Annotated in this window: 19 protein-coding genes; 10 read left to right on the plus strand and 9 right to left on the minus strand. The window is 57.9% G+C overall.

What is annotated here, in order from left to right:
* Nucleotides 1–47 precede the first annotated feature (47 nt).
* From ASE07_RS27005 to ASE07_RS27015, 3 genes are all read right to left on the minus strand, one after another.
* Nucleotides 48–6,311: a HAMP domain-containing protein gene (locus tag ASE07_RS27005; RefSeq protein ID WP_057293906.1), complete on the minus strand. Its 6,264-nt coding sequence runs from the start codon at nucleotides 6,309–6,311 to the stop codon at nucleotides 48–50.
* A gap of 39 nt (nucleotides 6,312–6,350) precedes the next feature.
* Entirely contained in the window at nucleotides 6,351–8,201 is a 1,851-nt protein-coding gene (locus ASE07_RS27010; RefSeq protein ID WP_057293907.1) for a putative bifunctional diguanylate cyclase/phosphodiesterase, read from the minus strand.
* 446 nt (nucleotides 8,202–8,647) lie between these two features.
* Nucleotides 8,648–9,787, minus strand: a complete 1,140-nt coding sequence (locus tag ASE07_RS27015; RefSeq protein WP_057293908.1) for an NAD(P)/FAD-dependent oxidoreductase — start codon at nucleotides 9,785–9,787, stop codon at nucleotides 8,648–8,650.
* Between the two features lie 229 nt (nucleotides 9,788–10,016).
* On the opposite strand from ASE07_RS27015, the gene ASE07_RS27020 reads away from it, so the two are divergent.
* Together ASE07_RS27020 and ASE07_RS27025 are read left to right on the plus strand one after the other, a co-directional pair.
* The gene (locus ASE07_RS27020) at nucleotides 10,017–10,388 is read left to right on the plus strand and encodes a response regulator (protein ID WP_057293943.1); all 372 of its coding nucleotides are present in this window, start codon (nucleotides 10,017–10,019) and stop codon (nucleotides 10,386–10,388) included.
* A gap of 236 nt (nucleotides 10,389–10,624) precedes the next feature.
* Nucleotides 10,625–11,062, plus strand: coding sequence for a DUF4148 domain-containing protein (locus tag ASE07_RS27025; RefSeq protein WP_057293909.1), 438 nt, complete (start codon nucleotides 10,625–10,627; stop codon nucleotides 11,060–11,062).
* A gap of 109 nt (nucleotides 11,063–11,171) precedes the next feature.
* Here the strand turns inward: ASE07_RS27025 and ASE07_RS27030 are convergent, their stop codons facing one another.
* Entirely contained in the window at nucleotides 11,172–12,083 is a 912-nt protein-coding gene (locus tag ASE07_RS27030) for a LysR family transcriptional regulator (RefSeq protein WP_057293910.1), read from the minus strand.
* A gap of 103 nt (nucleotides 12,084–12,186) precedes the next feature.
* On the opposite strand from ASE07_RS27030, the gene ASE07_RS27035 reads away from it, so the two are divergent.
* From ASE07_RS27035 to ASE07_RS27055, 5 genes are all read left to right on the plus strand, one after another.
* Nucleotides 12,187–12,807, plus strand: coding sequence for an FMN-dependent NADH-azoreductase (locus tag ASE07_RS27035; RefSeq protein ID WP_057293911.1), 621 nt, complete (start codon nucleotides 12,187–12,189; stop codon nucleotides 12,805–12,807).
* 149 nt (nucleotides 12,808–12,956) lie between these two features.
* A complete protein-coding gene (locus ASE07_RS27040) occupies nucleotides 12,957–13,838 on the plus strand; it encodes a pirin family protein (protein WP_057293912.1) in 882 nt (293 codons plus the stop codon).
* Between the two features lie 41 nt (nucleotides 13,839–13,879).
* Nucleotides 13,880–14,776, plus strand: coding sequence for a pirin family protein (locus tag ASE07_RS27045; RefSeq protein WP_082584523.1), 897 nt, complete (start codon nucleotides 13,880–13,882; stop codon nucleotides 14,774–14,776).
* Nucleotides 14,777–14,898: 122 nt separating this feature from the next.
* A complete protein-coding gene (ribA, locus tag ASE07_RS27050; RefSeq protein WP_057293914.1) occupies nucleotides 14,899–15,540 on the plus strand; it encodes a GTP cyclohydrolase II in 642 nt (213 codons plus the stop codon).
* A gap of 17 nt (nucleotides 15,541–15,557) precedes the next feature.
* Nucleotides 15,558–16,835, plus strand: a complete 1,278-nt coding sequence (locus ASE07_RS27055) for a branched-chain amino acid ABC transporter substrate-binding protein (protein ID WP_200961032.1) — start codon at nucleotides 15,558–15,560, stop codon at nucleotides 16,833–16,835.
* A 129-nt stretch (nucleotides 16,836–16,964) separates the two neighbouring features.
* On the opposite strand, the gene ASE07_RS27060 is transcribed toward ASE07_RS27055, so the two are convergent.
* Entirely contained in the window at nucleotides 16,965–17,732 is a 768-nt protein-coding gene (locus ASE07_RS27060) for a 4'-phosphopantetheinyl transferase family protein (RefSeq protein ID WP_057293915.1), read from the minus strand.
* Nucleotides 17,733–17,979: 247 nt separating this feature from the next.
* Between ASE07_RS27060 and ASE07_RS27065 the strand changes: the two genes are divergently transcribed.
* The 3 genes from ASE07_RS27065 to ASE07_RS27075 all read left to right on the plus strand — a co-directional run bounded on the left by ASE07_RS27065 (nucleotide 17,980) and on the right by ASE07_RS27075 (nucleotide 21,551).
* A complete protein-coding gene (locus ASE07_RS27065) occupies nucleotides 17,980–19,221 on the plus strand; it encodes an MFS transporter (RefSeq protein WP_082584524.1) in 1,242 nt (413 codons plus the stop codon).
* A 23-nt stretch (nucleotides 19,222–19,244) separates the two neighbouring features.
* A complete protein-coding gene (locus tag ASE07_RS27070; RefSeq protein WP_057293916.1) occupies nucleotides 19,245–21,230 on the plus strand; it encodes an acetoacetate--CoA ligase in 1,986 nt (661 codons plus the stop codon).
* A gap of 69 nt (nucleotides 21,231–21,299) precedes the next feature.
* Nucleotides 21,300–21,551 carry a hypothetical protein gene (locus ASE07_RS27075; protein ID WP_057293917.1) on the plus strand — a complete coding sequence of 84 codons (252 nt, stop codon included), beginning with the start codon at nucleotides 21,300–21,302 and terminating at the stop codon, nucleotides 21,549–21,551.
* A gap of 13 nt (nucleotides 21,552–21,564) precedes the next feature.
* Here ASE07_RS27075 and ASE07_RS27080 read toward each other — a convergent pair whose 3' ends face one another.
* The 4 genes from ASE07_RS27080 to ASE07_RS27095 all read right to left on the minus strand — a co-directional run bounded on the left by ASE07_RS27080 (nucleotide 21,565) and on the right by ASE07_RS27095 (nucleotide 24,980).
* Nucleotides 21,565–22,410 carry an aldo/keto reductase gene (locus ASE07_RS27080; RefSeq protein WP_327196078.1) on the minus strand — a complete coding sequence of 282 codons (846 nt, stop codon included), beginning with the start codon at nucleotides 22,408–22,410 and terminating at the stop codon, nucleotides 21,565–21,567.
* Nucleotides 22,411–22,412: 2 nt separating this feature from the next.
* Nucleotides 22,413–23,381, minus strand: a complete 969-nt coding sequence (locus ASE07_RS27085; protein ID WP_235548653.1) for a YihY/virulence factor BrkB family protein — start codon at nucleotides 23,379–23,381, stop codon at nucleotides 22,413–22,415.
* 12 nt (nucleotides 23,382–23,393) lie between these two features.
* Nucleotides 23,394–23,981 carry a hemerythrin domain-containing protein gene (locus ASE07_RS27090; protein ID WP_442946140.1) on the minus strand — a complete coding sequence of 196 codons (588 nt, stop codon included), beginning with the start codon at nucleotides 23,979–23,981 and terminating at the stop codon, nucleotides 23,394–23,396.
* 81 nt (nucleotides 23,982–24,062) lie between these two features.
* Nucleotides 24,063–24,980: an aldo/keto reductase gene (locus tag ASE07_RS27095; RefSeq protein WP_235548654.1), complete on the minus strand. Its 918-nt coding sequence runs from the start codon at nucleotides 24,978–24,980 to the stop codon at nucleotides 24,063–24,065.
* Between the last annotated feature and the right edge of the window lie 9 nt (nucleotides 24,981–24,989).

Below are 24,989 nucleotides of genomic sequence, written 5' to 3' on the forward strand. Positions count from 1 at the left end.
GGGGAATGGCTTATACCATTCCCCCGCTTTCCATTTGGCATGTCCGATTACCGTGGCATCCAGACACGCATCAATGACAGCAGCTGCGTGGCATCGACCGGCTTGGTGATGTAGTCCGATGCGCCGGCTGCAATACATTTATCGCGGTCCCCCTTCATCGCTTTCGCTGTCAGCGTGATGATCGGTAGCGACTTGAAGCGCGGGATGCGGCGAATCGCGCGCATCGTATCGTAGCCATCCATCTCCGGCATCATGATGTCCATCAGGACAATTTCGATCGAGGGATCCGATTGCAGGACTTCGATGCCGTCGCGACCGTTCTCCGCATACAGCACTTTCATGTGCTGACGTTCAAGCACCGAGCTCAATGCAAAGATATTGCGCAGGTCATCGTCAACAATCAGTACCTTGCGCCCTGCAAGGCTGGTATCCGAGGCATGTGCGTCGTCAAGCATCTTGCGCTGACGTTCCGGCAGGCTGGCATGCGGCCGATGCAGGAACAGCGCCGTTTCGGCCACCAGCTTTTCGGGCGAACGCGCGTCCTTCAACACGACTGTCTTGGCGATACGCTGCAGCTTGTCGACCGCCTCGGTGGTGAGCTCCGAAGCGGTATAGACGATTACCGGCAGATTGCATAATGAAGGATCGTTGCCGATTTCTTCAAGCAGGGCAAAGCCGTCGATATCCGGCAACTGCAGATCCAGCACCACGCAGTCGAACTGCTGGCGGCGCAGGTGACGCAGTGCTTCCTGTCCGGTAGCGACGGCTTCGATCTGTACGTCGTTCCCCGCGATCAGGTCGACGACGGCGTCGCGCTGCACCGCATTGTCTTCCACCACCAGCAGATGCCGCTTGCCGCTGGTGACGTAATCCTGGATACGCAGAAGCTCCTCCTGCAGGCGATCCACGCTGACGGGTTTCTGCAGATAGGAAAATGCACCGTCGCGCAACGCACGTTCGCGCCCATCGGCCTGCGAGAGTACATGTACCGGCACATGCCGCGTGCCGGGATCGCGCTTGAGACGGTTGAGGACCGTGAAGCCATCGTCTTCCATGCGGTCGAGATCGAGCAGGATCGCAGTCGGGAGATAGTCGCGCGTCAATGCCAGCGCCGAGTCGGCCTGGCGCGTCACGATCCCCTTGAAGTTGCGTTCGCGCGCGTGATCGAGCAGGGCGCGCGCCACTTCCTCGTCGTCTTCGACAATGAGCACAGCCGGATCGCCGGGCGACACCAATGCCCGGTCATCGGACGGACACTCGTTGTCTTCGGAATCGCTCGACGCCGGGACGTTCAGTTGCTCCCTGGCCAGTTCAGCGGTGCCATGCTGCTTCTCGTCGTGGATCGGCGCAGGAAGCGCGGCTGGCTGATGCGGTTCGACGTCAATGACGCCATCACCCAGATAAGGCAGGTAAAGGGTAAAGGTACTGCCGACGCCGACTTCGCTTTCCACCCGGATTTCACCGCTCAGCAGGCGCGCGAGTTCACGGCTGATCGATAGACCGAGGCCTGTGCCGCCGTACTTGCGGGCGGTGCTGCCGTCGGCTTGCTGGAATGCTTCAAAGATCAGCTGCAGCTTGTCGCCCGGAATACCGACGCCGGTATCCGTGACCGCGAAAGCCAGGACGGCATCGGCATGCGCCAGCGTAGGATGATCGCTGGTCCACCCGCTATGAGCCATGCCGATATGCAGCGACACCCGACCGTGTGAAGTGAACTTGAACGCGTTGGACAACAGGTTCTTCAGGATCTGCTGCAGGCGCGTCGTATCCGTCCGCATCGCGGCCGGCAAGGTGCCGTCCAACTCAACCGAGAACTGGATTTTCTTGGCCTCCGCCATGTGACCGAAGGTACGCTCGACGTAAGCACGCATGGTCTCGAAGCGGTAATCGCTCATTTCCAGCGTCACCGTGCCGGATTCGATCTTCGACAGGTCCAGAATATCGTTGATCAGGGTAAGCAGGTCACTGCCTGACCCATAGATCGTCTTGGCGAACTCGACCTGGATATCGGTCAGGTTCCTGTCCGGATTGTCGCTCAACTGCTGCGCAAGGATCAACAGGCTGTTGAGCGGCGTGCGCAACTCATGCGACATATTCGCAAGAAACTCCGACTTGTACTTGGACGACAGGGCCAGCTGCGTCGCTTTTTCTTCCAGCGCCAGCTTGGCCTGTCCGACCTCGAAGTTCTTGCGCTCCACTTCGATATTCTGATCGGACAGCAGGCGTGCCTTTTCCGCCAGTTCCAGGTTGGTCTGCTGGAGCTCCTGTGCCAGCGATTGTGACTGGATCAGCAGGCTTTCGGTACGGCTGTTGGCTTCAATCGTGTTGAGCACGACGCCGATCGTTTCCATCAGCTGATCGAGGAAGTTCAGGTGCGTCTCGGTAAAGCGTTCCAGCGATGCGATTTCGATCACGGCCTTGACCTGTTGTTCGAAGAGGATAGGCAAGACCACGATATTGGTCGGTGGCGCCGCGCCGAGGCCGGACGAAATGACGACGTAATCGCGCGGCACGTTGGTCAGCCACACGCGCTGTTTTTCCAGTGCGCACTGTCCCACCAGACCTTCGCCCGGACGGAAGGAACGCGGAATGTTGTTGGCCGAACGGAAGCCGTAACTTGCGATGAGGTGCAAGTGCGCGTCTTCCTGCGCCGAGTCCATCATGTAGAACACGCCATGGTGGGCAAATACCAGTGGCGCCAGCTCGGAAAGGATCAGGGCGGAAACCGTCTGCAGATCGCGTTGACCCTGCAGCAATCGTGTAAAGCGGGCAAGGTTGGTTTTCAGCCAGTCCTGCTGCGCATTCTTCTGCGTCGTTTCCTTGAGGTTGCGGATCATCTCATTGATGTTGTCCTTGAGGTAGGACACTTCGCCGCGCGCTTCCACCTGGATCGACCGGGACAGGTCGCCGCGCGTCACGGCGGTTGCCACTTCCGCGATCGCACGCACCTGGTTGGTCAGATTCGCTGCAAGTTGGTTGACGTTCTCCGTCAGGTCCTTCCAGGTGCCCGATGCGCCCGGCACGCTCGCCTGTCCGCCCAGCTTGCCTTCGACGCCGACCTCACGGGCGACGGTGGTTGCCTGATCGGCGAACACCGCCAGTGTGTCGGTCATCTCGTTGATGGTATTGGCGAGCGTCGCCATTTCCCCGCGTGCCGCGACCGTCAGCTTCTTCTTCAGGTCGCCCTTGGCCACCGCACTCACCACGCCCGCGATACCACGTACCTGCGCGGTGAGGTTCGCCGCCATGAAGTTCACGTTGTCGGTCAGGTCCTTCCAGGTACCCGCTGCACCTTCGACTTGCGCCTGTCCGCCCAGCTTGCCTTCGGTACCTACCTCACGCGCTACGCGTGTGACCTCGGAAGCGAATGACGACAGCTGGTCCACCATCACGTTGATCGTGTCCTTCAGCTCCAGGATCTCGCCTTTGACATCCACCGTGATCTTCTTGGACAAGTCGCCACGTGCAACCGCCGTGGTCACCGCCGCGATGTTACGCACCTGACCGGTCAGATTGGACGCCATGAAGTTCACGTTGTCGGTCAGATCGCGCCATGTACCGGATGCGCCAGGCACGTTGGCCTGACCGCCGAGACGGCCTTCGGTACCCACCTCACGCGCAACGCGGGTCACCTCGGAGGCGAAGGAGCGCAACTGGTCCACCATCACGTTGATGGTGTTCTTCAGTTCAAGAATTTCACCCTTGACGTCCACGGTGATTTTTCGCGACAGGTCGCCGTTCGCTACCGCAGTCGTCACATCGGCAATGTTACGCACCTGGCCTGTGAGGTTACCCGCCATCGAATTGACCGAGTCGGTCAAATCTTTCCAGGTACCGGCAACGCCAGACACATTCGCCTGTCCACCCAATTTTCCTTCGGTGCCTACCTCACGCGCGACACGGGTTACTTCAGAGGCAAATGAGGACAACTGGTCCACCATCACGTTGATGGTATTTTTCAGCTCAAGAATTTCACCCTTGACGTCAACCGTGATTTTCTTGGAAAGATCGCCCCTCGCTACTGCCGTTGTCACTTCTGCGATGTTACGAACCTGACCGGTCAGGTTCGACGCCATGAAGTTCACGTTGTCGGTCAGGTCTTTCCACGTGCCGCCGACGCCTTTCACCTGCGCCTGGCCGCCGAGCTTGCCTTCGGTACCCACTTCGCGGGCCACGCGCGTTACTTCCGACGCAAACGAATTCAGCTGGTCCACCATCACGTTGATGGTGTTCTTCAGTTCATAGATTTCGCCACGCACGTCCACCGTAATTTTCTTGGACAAGTCGCCGTTCGCAACAGCAGTCGTCACGTCGGCGATGTTGCGTACCTGCGCCGTCAGGTTACCCGCCATCGAGTTCACTGAGTCCGTCAGGTCTTTCCAGGTGCCGGCAACGCCCGGCACGTTCGCCTGACCGCCCAGCTTGCCTTCGGTACCTACCTCACGCGCTACGCGGGTTACTTCAGAGGCGAATGACGACAGCTGATCCACCATCACGTTGATGGTGTCCTTCAACTCAAGAATCTCGCCTTTGACATGCACGGTGATTTTCTTGGACAAGTCGCCACGTGCAACCGCCGTCGTTACCTCAGCGATGTTACGCACCTGGCCCGTCAGGTTGGACGCCATGAAGTTCACGTTATCGGTCAGGTCCTTCCACGTGCCGCCGACACCTGGCACGTAAGCCTGGCCGCCGAGCTTGCCTTCGGTGCCCACCTCGCGGGCCACGCGAGTTACTTCCGATGCAAATGAAGAAAGCTGGTCCACCATGGTATTGATGGTGTTTTTCAGTTCGAGGATTTCGCCCTTGACGTCGACGGTGATTTTTTTGGAGAGATCACCGTTCGCTACCGCTGTCGTCACGTCGGCGATGTTACGCACCTGGCCAGTCAGGTTGCCCGCCATGGAGTTGACCGAGTCGGTCAAATCTTTCCACGTGCCGGCAACGCCGGGCACATTGGCCTGACCGCCGAGACGGCCTTCGGTACCGACTTCGCGCGCCACGCGCGTTACTTCCGACGCGAACGAGTTCAGCTGGTCCACCATCACGTTGATCGTGTTTTTCAGTTCGAGGATTTCGCCCTTGACGTCGACGGTGATTTTTTTGGAGAGGTCACCGTTTGCTACCGCGGTCGTCACGTCGGCGATGTTGCGCACTTGGCCAGTCAGGTTGCCCGCCATCGAGTTCACCGAGTCGGTCAGGTCTTTCCACGTACCTGCGACACCTTTTACATGCGCCTGACCGCCGAGCTTGCCTTCGGTACCGACTTCGCGCGCCACACGCGTCACCTCGGAAGCAAAGGAAGACAACTGGTCCACCATCACGTTGATGGTGTCTTTCAGCTGGAGGATCTCGCCCTTGACGTCTACCGTGATTTTCTTGGAGAGATCGCCATTCGCCACCGCGGTTGTGACCTCCGCGATGTTACGCACCTGGCCCGTCAGGTTCGACGCCATGAAGTTCACGTTATCGGTCAGGTCCTTCCACGTGCCGCCGACGCCGGGCACATACGCCTGGCCGCCAAGGCGACCTTCGGTACCCACCTCGCGTGCCACGCGGGTCACCTCCGAAGCGAAGGAGCGCAGCTGATCCACCATCGTGTTGATCGTGTCCTTGAGCTGGAGAATCTCGCCGCGCACGTCCACGGTGATTTTCTTGGACAAGTCGCCATTCGCCACGGCGGTCGTTACGTCCGCGATGTTGCGTACCTGCGATGTCAGGTTACCCGCCATCGAGTTGACCGAGTCAGTGAGGTCTTTCCAGGTGCCCGCAACGCCCGGCACATTCGCCTGACCACCGAGCTTGCCTTCGGTACCTACCTCGCGCGCCACACGCGTCACCTCGGAAGCAAACGATCCAAGCTGATCGACCATGGTGTTGGCCGTTGTCGCCGATTGCAGGAACTGTCCCTTGAGCGGTCGCCCGTCGACATCGAGCGACATTGTCTGTGACAAATCGCCTTTCGCCACAGCGCCGATGACACGCGCCATCTCGTTGGTAGGACGTACCAGATCATCGATCAGGGTGTTGATCGACTTCACCATGATAGCCCAGCCGCCGGACAAGTTCGGCATCGATGCCCGATGTGTGAGCCGGCCTTCCCGCCCCACGACGCGGCTCACATTAGTGATGCCTTCCGTCATGTTCTGATTCATTTCGATGATGTCGTTGAGCAGGTCGGCAACCTTGCCTGCTAGACCGGTCCAGTCTGCCGGCATACGCGCCGTGAAATCGCCTTTCTTTAGCGCTCTCAAGGTCGCAAGCAGCATCTTGACGTCTAATTCGTCATGCGTTTCAGTTCTCATATCCATGGAGCAATTCTTAAAGAAGAGGGACGTGCGGGCAAGTGCTCAGGCGGCACTGAAGTGCAGCATCTGCGCGGCGAATTCCTGCGCGGGAAGAGGGCGGCTGTAGTAATAGCCCTGGTGTTCATCGCAGCCGAGCTCGCGCAGGATGGTCAGCTGTTCAAAGGTTTCCACGCCTTCGGCAACGACGCGCAAAGCGAGCGCGCGTGCCATGTTGACGATGGCTTCTACGATGGCGTGGTCGCCAAGGTTCTTGCCGAGGTCGCGAACAAAGGATTGGTCGATCTTCAGGATATCGATTGGCAGCGCTTTCAGCACCGACAGGGACGAGTAGCCGGTACCAAAGTCGTCGATGGCGATCGTGATGCCGCTCTCGCTGATTTTGCGCAGCACTTCAGTCGCCTTCTCGACATCGCGGATGACGAGTGATTCGGTGATTTCAAGTTGCAGGCTGGACGGTGGAACGCCATGCTTGCGCAGCTGGCGGTCGATCACCTCGGGAAGATCGGCGTAGATCTGCGGAATCGCGACGTTGACCGCGATCGGCAAGGAGGGATAGGACATGCCCGCATCCTGCCACAATCGCGACTGCGCGCACGCGGCGCCGATGACCCATTCGCCAATGGAGACGAGCTGGCCGGTGTCTTCCGCCGCGCTGATGAACTGACCGCCGCTGAGCAGGCCAAGACGTGGATGATGCCAGCGGAGCAATGCTTCGACGCCAGCAATGCGTCCGTTGCGTGCTTCAACCTTGGGCTGGTAGTACAGTTCGAATTCGTCGTTTTCCAGTGCGTGCTGCAGTTCATGCTCAAGCTGCGAACGTTCCAGCATACGCACATTGAGTTCTTCGTGAAAAAACTGGATGCTGCCGCGCCGTTCCTGCTTTGCGTGGTACATCGCCAGGTCGGCGCTGCGCATGAGCGAATGCATGGTATTGCCGTCTTGCGGGTAGAGCGCAATGCCGACACTGGCAGAGGTCCTGACACTTTGCGAGCCGATATGCTGGTCTTGAATCTGGAATGGTTCTCCAAGAGCGCATACGATCTTTCTGCCGACTTCCGCTGCAGACGCATACGAAGGCAGCACTTCCATCAGTACGACAAATTCGTCGCCGCCAAGGCGCGCGACGATGTCGGACTCGCGCACCGACGCGGAAATGCGGTCCGCAACCTGCAGGAGCAAGTCATCGCCGGCATCATGGCCGAGGGTATCGTTGATGCTCTTGAACTTGTCGAGGTCCATGAAGAGCAGCGCCAGCCGTTGTCCATGACGCGCTGCCATGGCGATTGCATGTTCCAGCCTGTCCGTTAGTGAGCGTCGGTTCATCAGGCCAGTCAGCGGATCGCGCGTCGCCAGTTCGTGAGCGCGCTCTTCGGCCTGGCGACGTTCGATGATCTCGGATTCAAGTGCGGCATTGATGCGTTTAAGGTCCTGCATCTGTTGTACTTGCAGGTCGCGATTCATCATCGCCAATTCTTCCTTTTGCGATTCCAGTTCGAGGTTCTTGCGCGCAAGATCAATGAACACTGCAATCTTGCTTTGAAGAATTTGTGGGATGACGGGACTGATCAGGTAATCGGCTGCGCCATGCAGATAACCTTTGAGACGGTTCATTTCATCAGCGTAATGTGCGGTAATGAAAATAATCGGGACCGATGAAGAGCGCGGATGGGAATGAATGGTTTCCGCGGTTTCGAATCCGTCCATGCCAGGCATGCTGACATCCAGCAGGATGACTGCGAATTCATGGTCGAGTACTGCACGCAGCGCTTCGGCGCCGGAGGTTGCAGTGATAAGGTCGTATTCTTTTCCCTGAGGTGAGTTGACAAGAAGAGTCTTGAGGGCGAGCAGGCTGGCAGGATGATCGTTGACTAGTAGTATTTTCGGTTTGCGCACTTTTTTCTCGCTCGAAGCCGCGGCATTGAGGCGGTCTCAGTAGGTAATCACTTGTCCAGGTCGTCAGGGTTACAGACGGCCGGTAATGGCACAGCAATATCCGACCGAAGAGCCTCCGGGCATCCTGCGGTGAGTCAGCAACAGACGCTTCCGGGGTGAATGTTTCGGGTATCGGCGCCACCAGATTTCCCGCTTGGAAATTTCGTTGGATAAACGTTTCCTCGCGACTGGACACCAGGTAGGTTTAGAAGGAGCACCAGTGGCATTGTTCCCGATGTCACGGAGAAAAAGCGTAAAAGATGGCAAGAAGTTGATGCGCGTAAATAAAACGCGTGAAACCTTTTCGTACGGAAATCTAAACGTTTACACTTTGCTAAAACCCTGCGTTAATTGCATGTTTTTTGCATGCGTTTCGTGGTGTCGTGCAACATTGCCCCTATGAATCATCAGCGGATCCGGGCAGGACTTAGTTGTTTCAGATCAACGTTAAAGTTGTCGATATGTGAAGGCACCCTCATGCCGCGCAGCAGTGCGGCATAAAGTTCGCCAGCAGCGGCGGAGGATTGAATGCCGTAACCGCCTTGACCCGCAGCCCAGAAAAAACCCGGGACATCGTTATCAAAACCGCCGACGAAACTCCCATCGGCGACAAAGGAACGCAAGCCCGCCCAAACATGTTGAGGCCGACGTATTGTCAATGTTGACACTGTTTCGATACGGTCTATTGCAATCGCGATATCAAGTTCTTCCGCCTGCACATCGTGTGGATGCACAGGGTCGACATTGGCGGGCGAACCCAATAGCATGCCGGCGTCCGGCTTCACGTAATACGATTCATCGACGCCGATAAACATCGGCCAGCGCGACGCATCGACTCCCGCAGGCGGCGAGAAAGTGAATGCCGAGCGGCGCATTGGCACAAGGCCTATTTTCTTCGCGCCAGCCATCTCGGCGATGACATCGCACCAGGCGCCGGCCGCATTGACCACGACGGGTGCTTCCAGCCGCTTGCCACCTGCGTCAATGCGCCATGTGCCATTTGCGTATTCCATCGCTCTCACACCAGCGTCGCACAACAGCGTGGCGCCCGCATGCCGCGCGCCACGCAGATAGCCTTGGTGCAGCGCATGCACATCGATGTCCGAGGCATCCGGTTCATACACTGCGCCGAGCAGCAATTCGCGACGCAGCACAGGGACTAGCGCATGGGCCTCATCAGGTTGCAGGCGACGGGCCAGATCCGAGACCGAACGAACAATCGCGTCGTGCTCCTCGAGTAACTCTTCTTGACCATGCATGGCGACCATGAGCGCGCCCCGTGCTGACAGAATGGGATGCTCGGTAAAGCCGGCAGGCGGGGACGAGAGGAATGCCCTGCTCGCGCAGGTCAGTGCGCGGACCTGCGGAGGGCCATAGCTCTCCATGAACAGTGCGGCGGAGCGGCCGGTGCTGTGATAGCCGGGCTGGGATTCCTGTTCAAGCAGGATGATGTTTGCGTGTGGCGCCAGCCAGTAGGCAATGGAGGCACCGGCAATGCCGGCTCCGATGATGATGTAATCTGCCTTCAAGCTGTTCGCTGCGCTCATGTCGCTTCCTCTAGAGTTTTACTTAAAGTTTTACTTAAATGTGCTGCGATGATTATCGCTCGCATGACGCCCGCTTGCAGAAGCAAGCGAAGGTAGAATACGTTTCCCTCTTCCGTCGAGCATGGCGTACCAGCGACAACATGCAAAGGCGGTTTCCTGCATGCATTTGTCAAAGCGTTCCCAAACGATGAACGCGTAATTGACTGAACCGTTACTGACCAAATCCAAAATGGCTCGCATACTGATCATCGAAGACTCGCCCGCAAATATGAAACTGGCGGTTCTGCTGTTGAAGAGCGCCGGACATTCTCCTCTCCAGGCTGAAGATGCACGCAAAGGCATCGCCATGGCGCAGGCCGAGCAACCGGACCTGATACTCATGGACATGCAGTTGCCTGATATGGATGGCATGGAAGCGACCGGCGTCATCAAGGCCAATCCGGAGACCGCGCACATCCCTATCGTTGCCCTGACAGCCTCCGCGATGAAAGGCGACCGCGAACGCATACTTGCCGCCGGATGTGACGGTTACATTGAAAAGCCGATCGACTTCAAGACCTTCCTCGCGGAGATCAACACCATCTGCGACAAGCAGAAGTAGACACGTAGACAAGTAGCCCAAGAGGGTCTTCATTTCAAGCTGATTGTTTTTGTTTTCGAAATAGTTCATTGTCAAAAGCAGGGTTTTTTGTGTGAATCGAAGCCTATAGACTGTGCTTCATCGATGAGCACACAACAAAACAAGTGCGGCTCACCGAGGCAGGACCCGACGGACAACCCACTGTCTTTCTTACCGCCGAGCCCGCACTAACCAACATTGACTTTTGGAGAATGAACATGAACACCAAGACTATCTTCGCTGCTGTTGCCCTGTTTGCCGCTGCTGGTTCGACTTTCGCACAAGGCAATCCGGAATTTGACGAGTTCAGCAACTTCGTATCGACCCGGACTCGCACCGAGGTGAAGGCAGAACTGGCGCAGGCAAATGCGCAAGGCCAGATTACCCACGCTCCCGAATTCGTCGAGTACACTCGCGTCGCATTGGCCTCATCCGCCGCCCCGGCCGCATCAACTGCATCGACCGCGTTGCCAACTCCTGCAGCACCGCGTGCACAGGCTCGCGTCGCCCAGAAGACATCATATGACGAGGTAATCCTGAGCCGCCGACCGGAATTTGTTGAGCACGTTAATCCGGCATCCGGCAAGACCCGCGCCGAAGTGCGTGAAGAAATGCAGCAGGCTGCCGGAAACCTCGGCACGACGATTGGCGGCTAATGACATTGCAGTATTGAGCGCTACGCTCTTTGGTACTGTTGACGTCGCCCGTTAAAAAGCCAGCCCGATTCGGGGCTGGCTTTTTTCATTTTTTCAGTTAAGTGTTGTGTCACAGATCCTGGTACCGCATGCATTCGGTCTCCACCGCTTCACGAATGATCTCCGCCAGCCGTCGTGTTCCCGGACCCGCGCTGTCGACATCGGCAAACACAAGGTAAAGATCGGTGAAGCGTTCTCCGCCATTCTCCATCGGCAGCGGCTTGAGACTGCCATCGCGCAGCTCGTTCAAAATCTTTTCCTCCGAAAACCACGCAAAGCCAAAGCCCATTTTGATAGCCTCGATGGACGTGGCTATATGGCTGACCGTCCATCGTTGCGGTGCTTCAAGCGACGCTACCCGCGTATCGCGTCGCGACCCGGATTCGCGGATGACGAGCTGGCGATGCGCATGCAGGTCCTCCATGGTCACCTCGCGACCGAGAGCATGTAACGGATGCCCTGGGCTGGCAACAGGAATGAAGCGCAGGCGCATCAGTTGCGCGCCCAAAAATCCAGGTGGTACGCGGTTCGCAATGGCGAGGTCAACCTTGCCGGTCAGCAGTGCCTCTGTGGTGCCTTCGAGTACCGATTCAACCAGTTCGATTCTTGTGTGTGGGCTTTCCAGACCCAATTTCTCCAGACATCCCAGCAACAGCCAGGTTGGGAAAATCATTTCTGCTGCAATCCGTATCTCGGCTTCCCAGCCAGCGGACAAGCGCCTGGCAGCCCGCTCCAGGGAACTTGATTCTTCAAGTAAAGCTTTTGCCCGGCGGTAAAGAAACTGGCCGGTCGGCGTCAGCATGGCTTTTCGGCCCTGGATTTCAAAAGCCTTCACGCCTAGCAAGCTTTCAATTTTTTGCACCGCATACGTCACCGAGGATTGGCTCTTATGCAGGACTTCCGCCGCCTGGGCATAGCCGCCGGTATCCACAACGGTGATCAGGGTGCGCCATTGCTCCAGTGTGATGTACTGGTTTTCCATGTTTTATCAGTTCAATAGATAGGTTTGAGCTAATTATTCTACTTTTTTATCGGCTCAATAAATAGTTTAATGAACTCACCCAACCGAATTGAGGAGAAACAGAATGACTACACTACTGAAGATCAACTCCAGCCTGTTTGCCGGTAACGGCCAATCCAGCCAGCTCACCGACAAGTTTGTCGCAGCCTGGACAAAAGCGAATCCGCAAACCGAAGTAAAGGTACGCGATCTGGCAGCCGAGCCGGTCCCTCACCTTGATGGTGAGCGTTTCGGCGCCTTCCTGGCAAAGCCGGAAGACCGTAATGCCGAGCAGCAAGCCGTTATCGATTTTTCGGATGCGCTGATCAATGAGCTGCGCAGTGCGGACGCGATTGTGCTTGGCCTGCCTATGTACAACTTTGGCATTCCGTCGACACTGAAAGCCTATTTTGATCATATCGCTCGTGCTGGCGTAACGTTCCGCTATACCGAAAACGGCCCGGTCGGTCTGCTGACCGGCAAGAAAGTCTACGTACTGGCAGCCCGTGGCGGCATGTATGCAGGCACGGCGCGCGACAGCCAGACAAGCTATGTGCGCGACTTCCTGGGTTTTCTGGGAATGACTGACGTGGAGTTCGTCTATGCTGAAGGTTTGGCAATGGGCGACGCGCCGAAGCAGGAGGCACTGACAAACGCTGGCGCCGTGATCCGGCAGCTTGCCGAGCCGCTGCGCTCCGCAGCCTGACCGGAAGACGGCCAGTTAAGGTCAGGTAGGGCAGGACACCCGCTTCTGCCCTCAATGTAGCGATCATAGCAATACCGTAACCGTCTGAATGTGCAATCAACGAGACCGGTCCGTCACCAGGCGGGCCGGCGACAAAGGAAGAGAATGCCATGACTACCACTGTAACTTCCCGAACTCTGCAACGCGTGATCGAAGGACTTGCCACTTCCGACGGCGCCGGCGTCAAGCTGCGCCGCACGCTCGGACAGGGGCAGGGTACCCGCCTCGATCCTTTTCTGATGCTGGACGAGTTTTCATCCGAGAATCCCGGCGATTACATTGCCGGCTTTCCAGCCCACCCGCACCGCGGCTTTGAAACTGTGACCTACATGCTCGATGGCCATATGCGGCATGAAGATCACCTCGGTAACGTGGGTGAGTTGATGAACGGCGGCGTCCAGTGGATGACAGCCGGTCGCGGAATCGTGCACTCTGAAATGCCGCAGCAGGAAGAGGGCCGTATGCGCGGTTTCCAGTTATGGATCAACCTGCCGGCCAAGGAAAAAATGAAGCCTGCCGGCTATCGCGATATTCCCGCTGCCGACATTCCGGTGGTGACCTTGCCGAATGGCGGCCGGGTCAAGGTGATTGCCGGCACGCTGGAACTGGACGGCAAGTCGGTGCCGGGTCCGATCCAGGGTTTGTCGACCGAGCCGGTGTATTTTGACGTCGAACTGCCTGCGGGCGCCGTCTTCAGCCATCCGGTGGATGCCGGCCATAACGTCTTTCTCTATACCTTCGAGGGTAGCGTCAAGATCGGTCCGGCAGATGCACCAAGGCCGTTGAAGACCCGTAGTGCCGGCATCCTGTCGCCCGGTGAGCAGGTCGAAGTCACTGCCGACGCTGGCGGCGCACGTTTCCTTTTGCTGGCCGGCAAACCGCTGCGCGAGCCTGTCGCACAGTATGGCCCGTTTGTAATGAATACCGTCGAAGAAATCGAGCAGGCGATGAGCGACTTCCAGAGCGGCAAGTTCACCCAAGCGGCCAGTTAAGCGGATAATGTCGGGCAAACGACTTGCGAGGAATGCCAATTATGAGCTTGCCATTTGACCTGATTAAACCGCATGAGAAAGACCTTGGCGACGGATTTATGGTTCGCCGCCTGCTGCCCAGCCATCCGCACAAGATGGTTGGGCCATTCATCTTTTTCGACCATATGGGACCGGCGGTCTTTGGGCCGGGTAAAGGACTTGACGTCCGTCCGCATCCTCATATTGGCCTTGCCACTGTCACCTATCTGTTCGAAGGCGCGATCCTGCATCGCGATTCGCTGGGCACCGTGCAAGAGATCCGCCCGGGTGACGTCAACTGGATGACCGCGGGTAGCGGCATCGCGCACTCCGAACGCACACCGGACGCTTTGCGCCAGAGCGGCGGCACGCTGCAGGGCATCCAGATCTGGATCGCATTGCCAAAAGAGCATGAAACTACCGAGCCGGCATTCGAACACCATCCGGCAGCGACACTTCCCCAGGTCGATTCTCCCGGCGTACGCCTGCGACTGATAGCGGGCAGCGCATTCGGCAAGCGCGCCCCGACCAAGACTTTTTCCGACATGTTTTATGCGGCGGTCGAGATGGAGGCCGGCGCGCAGTTCCGCCTGCCTGCCGAGTACCCGCAGCGCGGCGTCTATCTGGTCAATGGCGCGGTTCGTATCGGCGGCACCGAGCTTGCGGAAAAGCACATGGCCGTGCTGACCGACGCGCAAGAAACTACAATAGAGGCTGTAACGCAAACGCGTCTCATGCTGCTGGGCGGCCAATCCATGGATGGCGACCGCTTCATCTGGTGGAATTTTGTCGCCAGCAGCCGGGAAGCGATCGAGGAAGCCAAGGAAAGATGGCGGACGCAGCAGTTTGGCAAGGTGCCGGATGAAATTGAACGGATTCCTCTGCCAGACGAACCCAAAGCGCCCGAGGCTTTCAGTTAAACTTGCGGGTCGCTCTGCCGGGTTTTGCTTCGCATCGCCGGCCAGCGCGTTCATTCCACAGCATGCGCCGCCGATCCGGGCCGTGACGGCGCATCTCGATGACAGGCCTAGGATATTTCAGAATGAACAACAACGGAGAGCAACAAACGGCTGCAGCCGGCTCCGACAAGATTTTTGACCACGTCGCATCGTCGCTTCTGCCGACCAAGCATGGGGAATTCCGCATTCACGTCTACCAGCCGGTCGGCGAGACGGTTGAGCATGTGGCGATCGTCAAGGGAGACCTGAAGGACCAGGAGCGTGTACTGGTACGTGTGCATTCCGAGTGCCTGACCGGCGATGTGCTCGGTTCGATGCGCTGCGATTGCGGCGAACAGCTCGATGCCGCGCTTAAGCGTATCGCCGACGCAGGACAGGGCGTTGTCGTGTACCTGCGCGGCCACGAAGGTCGCGGCATCGGACTGGCCAACAAGATCAAGGCCTATCAATTGCAGGATCAGGGGCGTGACACGGTCGAGGCCAACCTCGACCTCGGACTGCCGGTCGATATCCGAGACTATGAAGTCGCCGCGCACGTTCTGCGCCATCTTGGCGTCAAGTCGATCCGGCTGATGACCAACAATCCCCGCAAGATGCAAAAGCTCGCCGACTACGGCGTATTGATTGCCGAGCGGGTGCCGATGCTGACCGCGCATACTCCGCACAATATTGCCTACCTGCGCACCAAGCAGGAAAAGCTGGGGCATATGCTCGACTTCGAATAAGCATCGCGATCCACTACATGTTCAAATCTTCCTGCATCAAGATCACCGTGCTTGCCGTGATCCTTGCCGCATCCGGCACAAGCCAGTCCGCTGAACCCATCCGCATCGGCATGATTGACGGTTTGTCGGGTTCCTTTGCCAATGCCGGCCAGGCGGTGATGCGTAACCTGCAGTACGCCATAGAACGGATCAATGCCAGGGGCGGGGTGAAACTGCCCGACGGCACGCATCCGCTTGCCCTGATTGCAATCGACAACAAGCAAGGCGTCGAGGAATCTCTCATCGCCTTGCGGCAGCTGAGCGACCAGCGAATCGGCTTTGTCGTGCAGGGCAACAGCTCGGCCGTGGCGGCGGCGCTGATTGACGGCATCGAAAAGCAGAATGCGCGCATGCCGGATCAGCGCATGCTCTTTCTGAATTATTCTGCGGTGGATCCGGCGCTCACCAACGAAAAATGCAGTTACTGGCATTTTCGTTTCGATGCCCACGCCGACATGCGCATGCATGCGCTGACCGAAGTCATCAAGGAGGATGTCAGCGCCAGGCGGGTCTACCTGATCGGACAAGACTACAGCTTTGGACAACAGCTTGCGCGATCCGCACGTAGCCAGCTGGCTCGCAAGCGGCCCGACATCGCCATCGTCGGGGACGAGTTGCACCCCATCGGCAAGATCAAGGACTTTACGCCCTACATCGCCAAGATCCGGGCCAGCGGTGCCGATACCATCGTAACCGGCAACTGGGGCAACGACCTCACACTACTGGTCAAGGCGGCGAAAGAAGGCGGCCTCAACGTCAAGTTCTATACCTTCTATGGAAACGGACTCGGTGCACCGGCAGCGATCGGAGACGCCGGCGTAGGCCGTGTGCGCGCCGTCGCGGAATGGCATCCGAATACCGGACAGGGCATCAAGAACTCCGCAAGCGACGCTTATTACCAGGATTTCCGCCAGCGGTATCCGCAGCCTGAAGACGATTATGTCCATCTGCGCATGCATCTGATGATCGAGATGCTTGCCACGGCGATTGAAAAGGCCGGCAGTACGGAAGCCGGTGCGGTGGCGCATGCACTGGAAGGTGCACGCTTCAAGAACGCCTTCCATGAAGCGACCATGCGCGTGGAGGATCACCAGTTGCTCCAGCCGCTTTACGTGTCGGTGATGCGCAAAACCTCTGATGGATCGGTCCGGTTCGACAACGAGGGCAGTGGATACGGATTCAAGACGGAACGCTATTTGCCCACGTCGGAAACGGCGCTTTCGACGACGTGCAAAATGAAGCGCCCTGCCTCTTGAGGAAGTTATACCAATCCCAAGCCATAACGCACCATGAGATCGCGTCTTTTTCCGGGGGCGCCGAGCCGCCTGCCTGCGTTGCACTCGTCGTCAATAGCCCGCTATTGACTCCTCCTGCGGTATTAATTTTCAGGGCAATAGCTTTAGTCGCAGGACATCCACCTTCGCCACCTGTCCCTCGATTGCGAGTGCGGCGACATACTCTCTTCCCACCGGCAGGTCGACCGTCGTCCAGTCGTCGCGCACAGTTTTAGGCGGTGCAACGCGTAGCCAGGAAGAGGGGCGCACTTCACAGTCGACTGCATAGGCGCGCAAGGGCAATGACACGCCAAGGCCGGTCGCTTTTGATATCGCTTCTTTACGGCACCAGCAGCGCATGGTGGCGCCGCTGGAGTCCTGCATCTTCCGCAGAGCAGCCACTTCATCGGGATGAAATCCTGCCGCAATATCACGGATCTCCTGCGGCGCAGCGGCGGACTCGATATCGATCCCGACATGCGGATATGTCGATACCGCCACCCAGACTTGCATGCCGGCGTGGCTGATATTGCAGCCAACGCTGCAGCCGGGTAGTTCCGGCTTGCCCCAGGTGTTGCTGCGTATGAAGGTTGCGCGATCCATGCCGCCATAGTGAGAAGCGACTCTGCGTAGCAGGGCGCGACCGATCAGGTTGCGCAGGCCGTCTTCGGGACGCGCAAAACGTTCGGCGCGTGCATGCTCGTCGGGCAGGGTATGTTGCCGTGCAAATTGATGCAGCGCTTCCTGATGACGCCACTCCAGGGTCAGGCCAATACAAATTGCATGCCGTTCAACCAAAGAAGGATAGTCGAAGCGGAATGGATCATCCGCGCGCACCTGAAGATCACGCGGAACGAGCAGGACAGAAGATGCGGGCATCGCCAATTGCGTTCGTGAAAACTGGAGAGGCAATCATACGGCAGAACGAGTGTTCAGCGCAGAGTTTTGCGGAAGCGCAACTGATGCCAGGGAGCGAAATACGCGTTATCCCGTTTCGCTCTAGAATGCAGCATTCAATGCATCATATTTCACGGCTGCCTTATGTTGCCTTACGCAAGCTGCCTGCCCCTGGTTATTTGCACCGACAGCTTGCGTAAGGCTGGCCCTTTCAAAACGACATCGATCCATGAAGCAGTCCGACGCACAATCCATCAACACGACACTTCCTGCTAAGCCCGCCATCCCCCGCGTTGCCGTTCCATTGCTTTCGTTTGCCGCTTTCGGTAGCGGCATCATCTTGCGCGTCACGGATCCGATGTTGCCGCAACTGGCCAGCGAGTTCGCCGTAACCCTGGGTGATGCGTCGTTGGTCATTACCGTATTTTCTATTTCCTACGGTTTTTCTCAACTCCTGTTCGGCCCTCTCGGCGACCGCTACGGCAAGTACTTCGTGGTTGCTTGCGCATCGGTCGCCAGTGCGCTGACGGCATTGTTGTGTGGCCTGGCACCCGGATTTTCATGGCTGCTCGGCGCACGCCTCTTGTCCGGCGCCACCGCCGCGGCATTGATCCCGCTGTCGATGGCGTGGATCGGCGACGTTATTCCGTATCAGGACCGGCAGCCTGTATTGGCGCGTTTTTTGATTGGCCAGATCCTCGGTCTCGCGACCGGCGTGCTGGTGGGTGGTCTTGCAGCCGATGTGCAGAACTGGCGGTTGCCGTTTTTCATGGTGGCCATCATCTTTGCGGTGGTTGGCGCTTCCCTGTTTATGCTGAACCGGCGACTGCCGGTCCATGCGCGTCAAACACGCCGCGTTGGAGGCGCAGCGATCCCACGTATGATCGGCGAATTCAGGCAGATTCTGCAGAGCGCCTGGGCGCGGCGCATCCTGCTTACGGTTTTCCTGGAAGGCGCGTTCCTGTATGGCGCCTTTGCATTCATCGCCTCGCACGTGCACCACACGTTCGGGCTTTCACTGACGGCATCCGGTGCAATGGTGATGCTGTTCGGTTTAGGCGGTTTTGTGTTTGCGCTGTTCTCCCGGCTTATGGTGCAGCGACTGGGAGAAGCCGGCCTTTCTCGATGGGGCGGCGTCTTCCTCGCAGCTTCCCTTGTCGGCATCGGTATTGCCCCGGTATGGTGGTGGACCATCATCGGTTGTTTTATCGCCGGCCTCGGTTTCTATATGCTGCACAATACCTTGCAGATCAATGCCACGCAGATGGCGCCCGAAAGACGTGGCGCGGCGGTGTCGGCATTTGCCTCGTGTTTTTTTCTCGGTCAGTCGCTCGGTGTCGGATTGGCCGGCGTACTGGTTGAACATATCGGTACACGCAACATCCTCGTTACAGGCGGACTGGGCGTGCTTGCCGTATCGATCAGCATCAGCATCAAGCTTGCCAAAAAAGAAGGGCAGGCGAATTCATAAATCCAACATCACGGAGACAGAAATTGGCAGAGAACAATCCTTCACCGCTGTGGACGCCGAGTCCTGAACGTATCGCCAAAAGCCGCATGCACCACTACATGCAATGGCTTCAGCAGGATAAGAAACTGAACTTTTCCGGTTACGAGGAATTGTGGCAATGGTCGGTCGACCATCTCGAAGACTTTTGGGAGTCTATCTGGCGTTACTTTGACATTCGGCATTCGGCTCCCTATAGCAAGGTGCTCGACAGCCACAAGATGCCGGGCGCGAAGTGGTTTGACGGCGCGCGACTGAACATTGCCGAGCAAGTGTTTCGATTCCACATGGAAGACGCGGACACGCCAGCCATCATAGGCAAGTCCGAAGCGCGTGCCACTGTCAGCATCACCTGGCGGGAGATGCGCCGGCAAATTGCGTCGGTTGCCAATGCCTTGCGCGAGATGGGCGTGCAGCCCGGCGACCGGGTGGTGTCCTATATGCCCAATGTGCCGGAAACAGTCATCGCCTTTTACGCTTGCGCGAGCATCGGCGCGGTATGGTCGAGCTGTTCCCCGGACATGGGCACGCCGAGTGTACTCGACCGGTTCGGTCAGATCGCACCGAAGGTCCTGTTTGCCGTTGATGGCTATCGTTACGGCGGCAAGGATTTTGATCGGCGTGACGTGGTGGCCGGACTCGTGCAATCCTTGCCGACGCTGGAGCATGTGGTGTTGCTTCCTTATCTGCGCCAGGATGCGACCGTTACCGGTGCCAGGCTATGGAGTGAGCTGCTTGACGCAGACAGCACACCGCGCTTCGAGCAGCTGCCTTTCGATCATCCCTTGTGGGTCGTGTACTCATCCGGCACGACCGGCATGCCAAAGCCCATCGTGCACGGACAAGGCGGCACGCTCATCGAAGCATTGAAGGGCCACGGCTTGCACGGCGACCTCGGGGAACAGGATCGCTTCATGTGGTTCTCGACCACCGGATGGATTATGTGGAATTCGCAGGTGACCGGCTTGCTGCTCGGGTCGACGATCGCGGTGTATGACGGCAATCCGGGATATCCGGATCTGGGTACGCTGTGGAAGTTTGCGGACGAGGCCAGGCTGACGGTGTTCGGTGCGGGCGCCGCCTACTATGCCAACTGCATGAAGGCTGGCATTGAACCGCGCAAGCTGGCCACGCTGGACAGCCTGCATACGATAGGTTCAACCGGTTCGCCGTTGTCGGCTGAGGCGTTCACCTGGATCTATGAGCAACTCGGTCCCGACATTCTGCTGTCCTCGATCAGCGGCGGCACCGATGTCGCCGCATCCTTTGTCGGTGGTTGCCCGATCGTGCCTTTGTATGCCGGTGAAATGCAATGCCGTTGCCTCGGTATTGCCGTCTATGCGATGGATGATGCCGGCAAGCCCTTGAATGACGAGGTAGGCGAGCTTGTCGTTACCAAGCCCATGCCGTCGATGCCGCTGTTTTTCTGGAACGACCCCGAGGGCAAGCGTTATCACGACAGTTATTTCGATACCTACGACGGCTGGTGGCGGCATGGCGACTGGCTGCGCATTACACCGCGCGGCGGCGCAATCATTTACGGCAGGTCGGATACGACCATCAATCGCCATGGCGTACGCATGGGCACGAGCGAAATTTATCGCGTCGTGGAAGCCATGCCGGAAATCCTCGACAGCCTGGTGGTCGATCTCGAGTATCTTGGGCGAGAATCCTATATGCCGCTGTTCGTGGTGCTGCGTCCCGGCGTAAGCCTCGATGCCGAACTGGTCCGCAGGATCAATGACAACATCCGTACGGCGCTGTCCGCGCGCCACGTGCCGAACGAAGTGTTTGTGGTGAATGAAATTCCGCGTACGCTGAGCGGCAAGAAGATGGAACTGCCGGTGAAGAAGCTGATGCTCGGGATGGCGGTGGACGAAGTCGCCAGCCCGGATGCAATGAGTAATCCGGGGAGCTTGGCGTATTTCGTGGAACTGGCCCGACGCCGGGCGCAGTCACAAGCCACCGCCTGAGATTTCTCAATTGCCTGGTGTCGTGCCAAAGGTAGGATCGAAAGATCAGGGCTGAACGGTACAGACACCATGGCAAATACGCAGGATTGGCATACCGAGGAATACCGAGGCATTGAAGTCCATGTCTCGCCGCAGCCGCGCGACGACAGCGGGACATCCTGGGATTACACCATACGCATTGCTGAGCGCGGAGAGGATGCTGGCTCCGCAAGCGAACTGAGCGCATCATCCGGCGACGACCGCGACTTCCCGTCCGCCGACGCAGCGGTGGAAGCCGGCTTCAAGAAGGCTTACGAAATGGTCGACGCCATGCTGGCTTGAGCTTCGTGCATCCCTAAATCATTTCGAGCGCTTGTGCCGACTTCGGTGGAGGAAAGCTGCGGTCCAGCGCGAGCAAATCCTCATCGTTCAGGATGAGGTCCAGTGCAGCCCGATTCTCTCGTACATGCGCCGCGGCGCCTGCCTTCGGTATCGCAATCATCCCCGGCCGTCTCAACACCCAGGCCAGTGCTACCTGGGCCGGTGTGGCGCCACGACGCTCGGCAATACGTTTTACTTCCGCCGAATCAAGCAGGCGACCCTGTTCCACCGGGGAATAGGCCATCACCGGAATGGCCCGTTTGTTACACCACGGAATAAGGTCATATTCGATTCCGCGCCGCGTCAGGTTATACAGTACCTGATTGACCGCAGGTTGACGGTCGCCGGCAATCGCGGCCAGTTCCTCCATATCCGCAACGTCGAAGTTGCTGACTCCCCAGTGCCGTATCTTGCCGTCGCGCGTCAGCCTGTCAAATGCCTCCAGCGTTTCCTCCAGTGGCACTTGTCCGCGCCAGTGCAACAGATAGAGATCGAGGCAGTCGGTCCTGAGTCGCTTCAGGCTTGCTTCGCAGGCCGCGATAGTGCCGCTGAAGGAGGCATGGTGTGGCAGCACCTTGCTGACGAGGAAGACATCGGCGCGGCGGCCGGTGATGGCGTCGGCGACGACTTCCTCCGACAGTCCATCCGCATACATCTCCGCCGTATCGATCAGCGTCATCCCGAGGTCGATGCCGGCCTGTAGCGCGGCAATTTCATGTTCCCGTTGGCGCCGGCTTTCACCCATTTTCCAGGTGCCCTGGCCGAGTACGGGAATGGCTTCGCCGACAGGAAGTGTGGTGGTTCTCATGCTGTGTGCGATGTTCAGGAAGTGTGCTTGTCCGTCGGGGGTAAAGTCGCTTCATCGGGCCGCTCCGCTTGCGGCACATGCTGTTCGATAACGGCGTTGACTTCCGCACCAAATAGCAGGGCCGCCGCCGAGATGAAAAAGAATAAGAGCAGTACCACGATGGTACCGATACTGCCGTAGGTGGCGCTATAGTCGGCAAAGTTGCTGACGTAATAATTGAAGCCGATCGAGGCGATGATCCATGTCACGACAGCGATGACCGCACCGGGTGTAATGAACTGGAATGGCTGCTTGACATTGGGCGCCACGTGATAGATCGCCGCAATGGAGAAGGTCAGGAGAAACAAGGCGATTGGCCAGCGCAATATGGCCCATACCGTGACGAAGACCTGTTCCAGCCGGAACTGCACGGCGACCCACTGCATGGCTTGCGGACCAACAATCATGAGCGCGGCCGCAGCAATCAGCAATACGGCGAAACCGATCGTGTAAATGATGGATAAGGGATAGAGCTTCCACGCTGGCCTGGATTCCGGGACGTCATAGGCGACGTTCAATGCATTGATGGTGGCACGCACGGCAGCCGATGCCGTCCACAACGCAACGATGACACCAAACGAGAGTACCCCGGTCTTCTTTTGCTGCAATTCGTCGATAACCTGGTTAACTGCACTCATTGCCTGCTGAGGAAAAAGCAGCTGGGCATGTTCCCGCAGCCAGCTGAAAAACTCTGACAGATGAAGAAAGCCGAGAAGGGCAATCAAAAAAATGACAAATGGAAAAATGGAGAACAGAACCTGATACGCCAGCGCCGACGCGTAGGTCGTCATGTCGTCGGCAAAAAAGTCACCGACCGACTTCTTGAGTACGACAAATGGACTGACTCCGCGAAATCCGCCGAGGCGCTTGTACCGGCGAGGCGACCGCGGGCCCTGAGGACCGCGGTCGTGGCGCAGGGCATCGTCATTTAACACAACCGCCACTGTCTGCCTGCCTCAATGATGACGATGATCCATGGCGCGCTTGGCGAAATAGGTGCCGGCGAGCACCGCGCCAGCCGCAACCAGCATTGAGCTTGTCGGCAGCGAGTGTGCGGTATTTGACGCAATCTCCCCTGCACGCGGCGCCATCAACTGCATGCGCCGTTTTGTCATCTGCATGCCAAGCTCACCCAGTCGATCGGGAATAAGACGCTCGGCGTCCGGGAGCAGCGTGGTTTCTTCATCAGCAACATGGTGCAGTACGTCGCGCATGAGCTCCATGAAAGTCTGGTCATATGTCGGATCGGTCGGTTGCATGCCACGCAATTGCCCGATTAGACGGCGCATCTCATTGTGCTCGGGAACGCTCTTGCCGACGATGGGTGTATCCGCGGCCAGATTGCGCATCGCCGGATAGAAGATTTCCTCTTCCAGCTGCGCATGAATCTCCAGGGCAAGGCATGCGGTGCTTACCAGTGCCTTTTTCAGTTGCGGGCTGCTGCTGATTTCGTATTGGTGAAAGGTTTCCAGCACCGAAGTATGGTCCATGCGGATCATGTTGGTGACACTGGGTGAGAGCTTATCGGTAAAGGATTTCATCATGGCATTCTCCATTTTTCTAAATAACCGCCGCTGCGGACCGAAGGACTGGAGCAAACAACATACCTGCTGCCTTCAGGGGTCTTATGCGGACACTTCTGCAACAATCATGTTGCGTAGCCGGGCGTCCGGCATACGGCCCAAACCAGCCTGCATGTTGTCGACAACGTGTCCTGGATTGGAAGTCGCCGGGATCGCGCAGGTAATGGCAGGATGTGAGATGACATACTTCAACATAAGCTGCGCCCAACTGTGGCAATCGATGTCGCCGGCCCACGCCGGCAATGGTTTATTGCGAAGCCGTCGGAACAGTTCGCCACTGGCAAACGGACGATTGGCTATGACTGCAATACCTTTATCCCTGGCGAAAGGTAGCAAGCGCTTTTCCGCTTCACGTTCGCCAACCGAGTAGTTGATCTGGATGAAGTCGACAGGATGGGCTTGCGCCACCCGTAATACTTCATCCTGTGCACTTTCCGTGTAATGTGTTATGCCAATATAACGAACCCGGCCGTCACGTTTCCATTCGCGTAGGGTGTCGAGATGCGTTTCGACATCGATCAGGTTATGGACCTGGATCAGATCAATTGGATTCGCGCGCAGCTTGCGCAGTGAGTCCTGCATTTGTTTTACTCCGGCCGACTTGCCATGGGTCCATACTTTGGTGGCGACAAAGAGTTTTGGACGCAAGCCAAGTTGCGAAGCAAGTTCGCCTGCGACATCCTCGGAACGCCCATACATGGGCGATGAGTCAATGACGCTGCCGCCATGCTCGATAAATGTCTGCAGCACCTTTTGCAGCGGTGCACGTTCGGCGCTTCCGCTGCCGACGTCAAAGGTTTGCCAGGTGCCCAGGCCGACGACTGGGAGCATCTCGTTCGAGGATGGTATCGGCCGCTTCAGCATGGCGTTGCCGGCCGGTGCCGAAGGCACTGCATGGGATGAATAGGCAACGATGCCCATGGTGCTGGTAATCAGCCGAAGCGCATCGCGTCTGTTCATGGCGCTCAT

The sequence above is a fragment of the Noviherbaspirillum sp. Root189 genome, assembly GCF_001428545.1.
In the GTDB taxonomy this organism is placed as follows: Bacteria; Pseudomonadota; Gammaproteobacteria; order Burkholderiales; family Burkholderiaceae_D; genus Noviherbaspirillum.

Excerpts from the sequence above, each read along its gene's own strand:
- ASE07_RS27005 (WP_057293906.1), bottom strand. The coding sequence starts at position 6,311 with ATGGATATGAGAACTGAAACGCATGACGAATTAGACGTCAAGATGCTG.
- ASE07_RS27015 (WP_057293908.1), bottom strand. The coding sequence starts at position 9,787 with ATGAGCGCAGCGAACAGCTTGAAGGCAGATTACATCATCATCGGAGCC.
- ASE07_RS27020 (WP_057293943.1), top strand. The coding sequence starts at position 10,017 with ATGGCTCGCATACTGATCATCGAAGACTCGCCCGCAAATATGAAACTG.
- ASE07_RS27025 (WP_057293909.1), top strand. The coding sequence starts at position 10,625 with ATGAACACCAAGACTATCTTCGCTGCTGTTGCCCTGTTTGCCGCTGCT.
- ASE07_RS27030 (WP_057293910.1), bottom strand. The coding sequence starts at position 12,083 with ATGGAAAACCAGTACATCACACTGGAGCAATGGCGCACCCTGATCACC.
- ASE07_RS27035 (WP_057293911.1), top strand. The coding sequence starts at position 12,187 with ATGACTACACTACTGAAGATCAACTCCAGCCTGTTTGCCGGTAACGGC.
- ASE07_RS27040 (WP_057293912.1), top strand. The coding sequence starts at position 12,957 with ATGACTACCACTGTAACTTCCCGAACTCTGCAACGCGTGATCGAAGGA.
- ASE07_RS27045 (WP_082584523.1), top strand. The coding sequence starts at position 13,880 with ATGAGCTTGCCATTTGACCTGATTAAACCGCATGAGAAAGACCTTGGC.
- ribA (WP_057293914.1), top strand. The coding sequence starts at position 14,899 with ATGAACAACAACGGAGAGCAACAAACGGCTGCAGCCGGCTCCGACAAG.
- ASE07_RS27055 (WP_200961032.1), top strand. The coding sequence starts at position 15,558 with ATGTTCAAATCTTCCTGCATCAAGATCACCGTGCTTGCCGTGATCCTT.
- ASE07_RS27060 (WP_057293915.1), bottom strand. The coding sequence starts at position 17,732 with ATGCCCGCATCTTCTGTCCTGCTCGTTCCGCGTGATCTTCAGGTGCGC.
- ASE07_RS27065 (WP_082584524.1), top strand. The coding sequence starts at position 17,980 with ATGAAGCAGTCCGACGCACAATCCATCAACACGACACTTCCTGCTAAG.
- ASE07_RS27075 (WP_057293917.1), top strand. The coding sequence starts at position 21,300 with ATGGCAAATACGCAGGATTGGCATACCGAGGAATACCGAGGCATTGAA.
- ASE07_RS27090 (WP_442946140.1), bottom strand. The coding sequence starts at position 23,981 with ATGATGAAATCCTTTACCGATAAGCTCTCACCCAGTGTCACCAACATG.
- ASE07_RS27095 (WP_235548654.1), bottom strand. The coding sequence starts at position 24,980 with ATGAACAGACGCGATGCGCTTCGGCTGATTACCAGCACCATGGGCATC.